We start from the raw sequence: 8564 nt of genomic DNA on the forward strand, positions 1-8564 counted from the left end.
ATGGCCGACGTGCTGGTCACGGCCGATGGCCTCGGCAAGAAATATGCGCGCAGCCTGAGCCGCGCGCTGCAGTACGGCACGCGCGACCTCCTATCGGCGACTTTCGGTCGGGCGCCCGGTACGGTTCTGCGGCGGGACGAGTTCTGGGCGCTGCGCGACGTGGGCTTCGAACTCGCGCGCGGCGAATGCCTTGCGGTGCTCGGCGCCAACGGCGCTGGCAAGTCGACGCTGCTTAAGCTGCTGTCCGGCGTATTGCGCCCAGACGCGGGCCGCGTGGAATGTCGCGGCCGCGTAGAGAAGATGATCGAACTGATGGCCGGGTTGGCGCCTTCCCTGAGCGGCCGCGAGAATGTGCTGCTGCGTGCACGGATGCTCGGGCTCGGTGCGACTGAAGCCCGGCGCCGCCTGGATGAGGTCGTGGCCTTCGCCGAGCTCGACGACGGCATCGACATGCCTGTGACCTACTTCAGCTCCGGCATGAAAGCGCGCCTCGGCTTTGCGCTGACCGTCGTGATGTGCCCGGACGTCCTGGTGATCGACGAAGTGCTCGCGGTCGGCGACCTTGGTTTCCGGATGAAGTGCTACCAGCGCGTCGACGACATGCGGCGGGGCGCGGCGGTTGTGCTGGTCTCCCACGGCATGAATCACGTCGCGCGCATGGCGACGTCCAGCCTCGTGCTGCAGAAGGGTCGCCCGGTGCTGCTGGGCTCGCCGCAGGCCGGCATCGCCCTGTACCAGGAGCTGTCAGGAGCACAGGGAGCCGCGCGGGAGCTCTCGCATTATCCCGAACGCGTGGATTTCGAGATGCTCGTCGAAGGGCGTCGAGCGGAAGACGCCGCGACGGTGCCTTACGGCGCCGCGATGTCGATCGAGGGCGTGCACGGTTTCGACGCGCCGCTCGCGCTTAGTATCGTGCTTCACGAGGGCAACGGCCCCGCGCTCGCCGACTGGCATTCCGCGCGGCAGGCGTTCCGCGTCGGGCCGGGACAGCGCTTCCGCCTCGAGGCGGGGCCTGCGCACTTGTGTCCGGGCCGATATCGATGGGTCGTGGTCGGCGTCGGCGAAGACGGCACGCAACATTTTCTCAGCCGGCCGCTGCACTTCAAGGTTTCCGGTCTCCACCTCGGGACGACACGCTGGCAGCCACAGGGGCATTGGTCCGCAGCCGCCAGGACATGCGCGCCGGCGGAACCGGCAACGCCCATGGTCGCAATAGGTGGGCCATGAGCACCATCGGCCCACGACGCCCATTGCCGGTCCTGAGCGCTCGTGCTCTGCAGGACGTGAACGACGCGCTGCCCTGGTTTGCGGCCACGGCGCTCCCCGACGGGCGCATCGTCGGCCGCGTCGCGACCCGCGAGAACAAGCGCGATACGCTCCAGCCAGTTCCGGACAAACGCATCATACGGCTGCATAACGAACTCGACCTTTCCGACAAGCGCGTGCTCGAAGTCGGCTGCTTCGAGGGCATCCACACGCTAGGCCTGCTGGAGTTCTGCAGCGACGTAACCGCGGTCGACGTGCGACCGATCAACGTCATCAAGACGCTTGCGCGGCTGTCGGTTCATGGGCGATCCGCTCGGGTATTCACGCTGGATATCGAGCAGCACGGCGTCGGCGCGCACTACGACGTGATCTTTCACTGCGGTGTTCTCTACCATCTGGAAGATCCGGTTACGCACCTGCGGTCAGCACTTGCCGCGTGCGACGCGATCTATCTCGACACGCACATCGCCGCGGCGGGTCGTGACGTGGATGTTGCCGTTTTGGACGGTCGCGAGTATCTGGGTTATCGGCATACCGAAGGTGGCTGGAGCGATCCATTTTCGGGTCGTGCAGGCTCCGCATTCTGGCTGCGTCGCGAGGATATCGACGCCCTGTTCCATGAGGCTGGCTTCTCGAGCGAGACCTGGAGCGAGCGCGACGAACGCAATGGGCCACGCATCGGCCTGCTAGGGCGGCGGCAATGGAGCACGTCCCGGTGATCGGTCTCCGGCGAACAGCGACGCACGCACTCGGCGATGCCGAGACGCCGACGACGAGTGCCTGCGTTCCCTCCCTGGTGTCCACTCGTCCCGTTGCATCGTTCGACACGGGAACCGCCAGGGCCATGGAGCCAGGCTGGTATTTGTGGGTCGCACATGCCAAGGACGCCTCCCGGCCGGTTCCGCCGCTGATGGCCGACCTGGGTGAGGGCTTTGTGCCGCTCGACGCTGCAACACCGCTGTTCCCGGATGCCCGCGGCATGTTGCGCAGCGTCGTGGTGTTCGATTCGGCACCGCGTGCACTCGCCTTCGCCCCCGGGCGTGGACATGCGGCCGCGATCGACCGCGTGGAGATTCGGCGCGTCGGCAGGGTCCGCGCGCTCGCGGAACTCGTCCGCGGTATCGCGGCGGCGGCCCCGCGTGATCGCATGCGCGTTGCCGCCTGGACCATCGCGTCATTCGCGCACGACCTTCTGCGGGGCGGCCCCCGGCATGCCGCGACCCGTTTGCGCGGCCGCTACGTGAAAGCGCGAAACGACGCCAGCAGCACCTATGCCGGTTGGCTCGCGCTATTCGACGATGCAGCTAGATGCCACCAACCCGCCGGCCATGCGCAGCCACGTTTCGATGACGCGGTGCATGTCGCGGTGGGGCTCTCGGTCGTGGTGGTTCTTGATCGGGCGGCGCCGGCGCACGTGACCCGCCTGTTGGCGAGCATCCGTGCCCAGGACGGAGGACCGTGGGACACGTGCATCGCGGTGCGCGAGGACGCGCCTCTTGCAGTGCGTAGGGCTCTCGGAGCGATCGCCGGCTCCACGGCTCTCCGCATAGTGGTACGACCGCCGGGAGCGACGGCGGCCGCGCTGTTCGAGGCCGCGGTCGATGCCGCACGCGGCAGTCTGCTCGCGCTGGTCGATGCGTCGGACGTGCTGGCTCCAGCCGCCCTGGCGGCGCTGGCCACGGCGCATAATTCGCATCCGGGGGCGGTGCTGTTCTACACGGACGATGACATCATCGATGAAGACGGCCGTCGGCATTCCTCGCATCTGAAGCCGGACTGGGGCCCGGACCTTTGGCTGTCGCGCAAGATGCTTGCCGGGCTGGTGGGCGTCGATCGCGCCTGTGCATTCCGCTGCGCGCGGCAGGCTACAGAAAGCCTGGCGTGGCGTCGTGAACTCCTGCTCGGCATCCTCCGTGAAGCGTCACCCGGGCAGGTCGTGCACCTTCCGCGGGTGCTGTGCCATCGGCACGATGCACCGGCGCCGCGTGGGGCAGCGCGCGATGCGGAAACACGCGCCGTCGAGCGCCACGCACGCGTGCTCGGCTTCGAGGGACATGCCGAGCCCCGCTGGCCGTACGGCCATGTCTTCCGCCATACCACGCCCGCTTCGCGTTCCCGCGTCGACATCATCATCCCCACGCGCGACCAGCCCGAGCTGCTGGCGCGGTGCGTTGGGAGTTTGCTCGAGGGTACGGACTACCCGTCGATCCGGATCCTGATCGTCGACAACGGTTCGCGACGACCGGAGACACTCGATCTGTTGCGCTGTCTGCGCACCGAAGGCAGGGTGCATGTCGTCGAAGCGCCCGGGCCGTTCAATTTCTCGCGACTTGTCAACCGCGCGATGGCTTCGACGGACGCTGCGGTCGCCTGCCTGCTCAACGATGACGTGGTCGCATTGTCACCCGACTGGCTCGACGACATGGTGGCCCATGCACTGCGCGATGAGGTCGGCGCGGTCGGCGCGATGCTCTATTTTCCGGACGGCCGCATCCAGCATGCCGGCGTCGTCACGGGGCTGCGTGGCGTTGCGGCTCATGTCCACTATGGCGAGCCGCGCGGCAGCTCGGGTTACCACGGCCGAGCGGTGCTCGCGCAGAATTATTCGGCGGTCACCGCAGCCTGCATGGTGTTTCGCCGCGCGCGCTTCGAAGAGGTCGGCGGCTTCGATGAGCGTTTGGCCGTGTGCTACAACGATGTCGACTTCTGCTTACGTCTGCGTGAACGCGGTTACGCCAATGTCTGGACGCCGCGCGCGGAGCTGCTGCACTACGAGTCCGCTTCGCGCGGCCCAGACGACTCCCCGGCCAAGCGGCGTCGTCATCGGCTTGAACAGGCGCTCATGCTGGCCCGCTGGAACAAAGTGCTCCGCCGCGATCCCGCCTACAACCCGCAGCTCGCCCTCGATGGTCCGGGGTTCCAGCTGGCGTACCCGCCACGTCGTTAAGGCCATTCGAAATCGCGTTTGCCAAACGGTTTGGCGCGGTAGCGGTCGCGCCGCCCTTTCGTAAGCTTCTCGGACGCGCGCGCCTGGCAATCAGGCGCCAACCTTGCGCAGCGCTTCTGCGGGCCAGCGGCGCAGAACCGCGTCGCGGATCCCCGCGGCGTCGAGCCCGGCCTCGGCGAGCAGCTGCTCGCGGCTCGCATGGTGCTGGAATTCATCCGGCAGGCCGAGGTGCAGCGCGGGCATCACGATGCCTTCGGCGGCGAGCAGTTCCGCGACCCCCGAGCCCGCGCCGCCGGCAACGACGTTGTCCTCGAGCGTCACGAAGCCCTCGTGCGTGCGTGAGAGGTCGAGCACCAGGTCGCGGTCGAGCGGCTTCACGAATCGCATGTTGACGAGCGTCAGGCCGAGTTCGGCAGCGACCGCGTCGGCCGCCGGCACGATGGCGCCGAAGGCGAGCAGGGCGATGCGGGCACCGCGACGCCGCAGTTCCGCGCGACCGATCGGCAGGGTGTCGAGCGTCGGTTCGATCGCGACGCCGGGACCGGTGCCGCGCGGGTAGCGCACGGCGGCGGGGCCGGCGTACTCGAGGCCGGTGCTGAGCATCTTGCGGCACTCGTTCTCGTCCGCCGGCGCCATCACGACCATGTTCGGCACGCAGCGCAGGAACGACAGGTCGAGGTTGCCGGCATGCGTCGCACCGTCGGGGCCGACCACGCCGCCGCGATCGATCGCGAACAGCACGTCGAGGTTCTGGATCGCGACGTCGTGCACGAGCTGGTCGTAGCCGCGCTGCAGGAACGTGGAGTAGATCGCGCAGACCGGCTTCGCGCCCTCGCAGGCCATGCCCGCGGCGAGCGTCACCGCATGCTGCTCCGCGATCGCGACGTCGAAATAGCGCTCCGGGTATTCCCGGCTGAAACGCACCAGGCCCGAGCCTTCGCGCATCGCCGGCGTGATGCCCATGACGCGCGGATCCGCCGCAGCGATGTCGCAGAGCCAGTCGCCGAAGACATCCGTGTAGGTCGGCTTCTTCGCGCCGCTCTTGGCGACCATGCCGAGCGCCGGGTCGAACGGCGAGACGGCGTGGTAGCCGATCTGGTCGCCTTCGGCGGGCTCGTAGCCCTTGCCCTTGGTCGTGATGATGTGCAGCAGCTGCGGGCCCTTCAGGCCCTTGAGCGTCTTCAGCGTCGCCACGAGCGCCGGCATGTCGTGGCCGTCGATCGGGCCGGTGTAGTGGAAGCCCATTTCCTCGAACAGCGTCGAGGGCACGAACATGCCTTTCCAGTGTTCTTCCCAGCGACGCACGAAGCGCGCGGGGCCCTTGTTCTTGTCGCCCAGCAGCTTCTTGCCGCCCTCGCGCAGCGCGTTGAGCGTGCGGCTGCCGCTGAGGCGGCCGAGCATCTTGGTCAGGCCGCCGACGTTCTCCGAAATCGACATCTGGTTGTCGTTGAGGATCACCAGGACGTTCGGCTCCGGCTCCATGCCGCCGCCGTGCATCAGCGCCTCGAAGGCCATGCCGGCGGTCATGGCGCCGTCGCCGATGACGGCGACCACCTTGCGGTCGTCGCCACGCGCCTGGAGCGCGATCGCCATGCCGAGTGCGGCGGAGATCGATGTCGACGAGTGGCCGACGCCGAACGTGTCGTATTCGGATTCCTCGCGCTTCGGGAACGGCGCGACGCCGTCCTTCTGCTTGACCGTCGCGATGGTGTCGCGGCGCCCGGTCAGGATCTTGTGCGGATAGGTCTGGTGGCCGACGTCCCAGACCAGACGGTCGACCGGCGTCTCGAACATCCAGTGCAGCGCGACGGTGAGCTCGATCACGCCGAGGCCCGCGCCGAAGTGGCCGCCGACGAGGGCGACCTGCTCGATCAGGTACGCGCGCAGTTCATCGGCGACCGCCTGCAACTCGTCCTCGCCGAACTGCCGGAGGTCGGCCGGCGTGGCGATGCGGGAAAGGCGCGGGTAGCGCTGCGGGTCGATCATGGAAGCAGCCGGCAAAGCGAACCCCGCATTGTCCCGCCGCGGCATGGGCAGCGGCAAGGCATCGATGCGGGTGCCGGTTCAGCGGCCGCGCAGGCGCCCGAACAGGCCGCCGCGCGCGGGCGCATCGGGCTCGGGTTCGGGTTCGCGATGCGGCTCGGCGAAACCGGTCGCGAGCGAGGCGTTCACGAAGTCCGCGACGTCGGGCTCGGGCACGTTGCTGGCTTCCGCGATCTCGGCGAGCGTCGCCGGCCCCTTCATCATCGCGGTGGCGATGCGGAAGTGCTTCGGGAACTCGCGCTCGGTCTGCGGCCACTTCAGCAGGCGGAAGCGCTCGGCGGCGTCGAAGCCGGGTGCGATGCGGCCGCCGCCGGCCAGCAGTGCGCCGAACCAGACGAGGCGGGCGAGCGGCTGCGCGGCGCCGAGGGCGGCGGTCTGCGCGGACCAGACGTCCGGCGAGACGGACTCGAAGTCCGCCAGCGCGGCGTCGCGTTCGAACAGGGGGGCGATGGGCTTGAGCGCCGATGGGCCGAAGTACTGGCGCTGGTCGGTATCGAGCAGCACCGACGACTCGCCGTGCGCGAAGCGCAGGCGGCCGCGCAGGCGGCCGGAGGTGAGCCATTCGGCGAGCGTCTGCGGCTCGGCGTTGCGCAGCGGCTGCGGCGGCGCCGGCGTGGGTGCGGCCACCGGGGCGGGCTCGATGCTCGCTGCAGGCGGCAGCACCTTGCCGACGGCGACGCTCGGAGGCTCGTCCGCGGGCGCGGTCGGCTCGGTGATGGCTTCGGGATTCGCCGGAAGCTCGGTCGCCTGCGCCATGGCCGGGAGCTCTTCCGGCAGCTGGTCCATCGGCTGCGGCGAAGGTGTCATGCCGGACGGGCGCGGGGCCGGCGGCGCGACGGGAGCCGGCGGCTCGGCGACGGGTGCGGGCGTCGGTGCAGGGGCCGTTGCCGCTGCCGGCGGTACGGGGGCGACGGCGGCCGGTGCGACGGCCTCGATTCCGTTGCCGACGCGGATGTCGCGCAGCAGCGCGGCCAGCTCGTCGGGCTGCACGGGGCGGCCGAGCCGGTACGGCGTCTGCGTGCGGGGTGCGCCGGTGAGGCCGACCACGTGCTTGCCGGCGGCGTGCAGCCGGAGCCAGCTCATCGGCCCGTACATGCTGTCCATGTCCACCACGACGTAATCGGCATGGGTGTCGGCGACGAGCTGCCAGCCGCCGCCGGACGGGGCGAGCGCCTGGTCGAACGCGCGGCGGAGTTCGCTCTCGGTCGACGCGTCCATGCCGGTAAAGCCGAGGGTGAGTGCGGACATGGGTCTCTGCCTGGTATTTGGTCCGAGTGTTGCGAATGGGTCCCGGCGCGTCAACGCGCATCGCACCGCAAGGCCTGCCGCCGACGCGGTCGGCACGTCGAATCGTGAACAGGGACCCAGTCCGGCGGGCTCAGGGCAGCGCGCGGCGCTCGCGGCGCGGCAGGTGCGCGCGGAGGAATTCCATCTGGTCGGCCAGGATGTGCCGGTTCGACAGGATCAGGTGTTCGATCCAGCTCGGCCGGTACGGCACCGCCAGCAGCGGCATGCCCGCCTGCTGCGGCGTGCGGTTGCGCTTGCGCGAGTTGCAGGGGAAGCAGGCGGCGACGACGTTTTCCCAGCTGTCGCGTCCGCCCTTCGAGATCGGCATGACGTGGTCGCGGGTGAGCTGGCTGCGCGGGAAGGCCTCGCCGCAGTAGAGGCAGAGATGCGCGTCGCGCGCGAACAGGGCGGGGTTGGTCAGTGCGGGCGTCGGGTTGAGTGCATGCGCCCGCGCGCGGCCGCGCGAGGCGACGATCGGGTGCATCTCGATGAGGCTGCGCTCGCCGGTGCGCCGGCACATGCCGCCATGCACGCGCAGGCAGGGCTCGCCGAGCGTCCAGGCGACCGCTTCACGCGCGTAGAGGCAGGCGGCTTCCTGCCAGTGCAGCCAGTCGAGCACGTGGCCGTGGGCGTCGAGCGCGAGCAGCCGGACGCCGTCGAGCGGGAAGCCGCCCGGAGGCGGCGTCAGCGGCTCCGCCACCGCGAGGGAACCACGGTCCACGAGACGCAGGCGGGCAGGAGAAGGCGCCATGGCCCGAGCTTATAACGCCACGGTGACGAGCGCGCGCCGGTGCGACACGGCGCGCGACGGGGCGGTTCAGCGGCCGGCGTCGAAGGCCGTGGCGTCCAGCGCCATCAGGGGCGTCGCGCCGCTGCGGATCGCCGCGACATGGGCGAACGTGCGCGGCAGCAGGCGGTCGAAATAGAACCGCGCGGTGGCGCGCTTGGCGTCGGCGAACGCGGGCGACGGTGCGCCTTCACGAACCGCGGCGACGCTGCGGGCCCACCAGTAGGCGAGCGC

The 8564-nt window shown here is 69.7% G+C and carries 7 protein-coding genes; 3 read left to right on the top strand and 4 right to left on the bottom strand.

Annotation, left to right across the window (positions count from 1 at the left end; translation table 11 throughout):
• From ACY35P_RS02990 to ACY35P_RS03000, 3 genes are all read left to right on the top strand, one after another.
• Positions 1-1227 carry an ABC transporter ATP-binding protein gene (locus ACY35P_RS02990; RefSeq protein ID WP_462114340.1) on the top strand — a complete coding sequence of 409 codons (1227 nt, stop codon included), beginning with the start codon at positions 1-3 and terminating at the stop codon, positions 1225-1227.
• The gene (locus ACY35P_RS02995) at positions 1224-1985 is read left to right on the top strand and encodes a class I SAM-dependent methyltransferase (RefSeq protein ID WP_462114341.1); all 762 of its coding nucleotides are present in this window, start codon (positions 1224-1226) and stop codon (positions 1983-1985) included. The genes ACY35P_RS02990 and ACY35P_RS02995 overlap by 4 nt, the downstream gene beginning before the upstream one ends.
• Before the next feature lie 77 nt (positions 1986-2062).
• Complete coding sequence (locus ACY35P_RS03000; protein ID WP_462114342.1) at positions 2063-4213, top strand: glycosyltransferase family 2 protein; 2151 nt, start codon at positions 2063-2065, stop codon at positions 4211-4213.
• 90 nt (positions 4214-4303) lie between these two features.
• On the opposite strand, the gene dxs is transcribed toward ACY35P_RS03000, so the two are convergent.
• The 4 genes from dxs to ACY35P_RS03020 all read right to left on the bottom strand — a co-directional run.
• Positions 4304-6199, bottom strand: coding sequence for a 1-deoxy-D-xylulose-5-phosphate synthase (gene dxs, locus ACY35P_RS03005; protein WP_462114343.1), 1896 nt, complete (start codon positions 6197-6199; stop codon positions 4304-4306).
• Positions 6200-6277: 78 nt separating this feature from the next.
• Positions 6278-7504: a hypothetical protein gene (locus tag ACY35P_RS03010; RefSeq protein ID WP_462114344.1), complete on the bottom strand. Its 1227-nt coding sequence runs from the start codon at positions 7502-7504 to the stop codon at positions 6278-6280.
• Between the two features lie 130 nt (positions 7505-7634).
• Positions 7635-8294, bottom strand: coding sequence for an HNH endonuclease (locus tag ACY35P_RS03015; protein ID WP_462114345.1), 660 nt, complete (start codon positions 8292-8294; stop codon positions 7635-7637).
• Between the two features lie 66 nt (positions 8295-8360).
• The coding region (locus ACY35P_RS03020; RefSeq protein ID WP_462114346.1) for an acyl-CoA dehydrogenase C-terminal domain-containing protein at positions 8361-8564 on the bottom strand (204 nt) is incomplete at its 5' end.

The organism is Lysobacter xanthus (assembly GCF_047159895.1).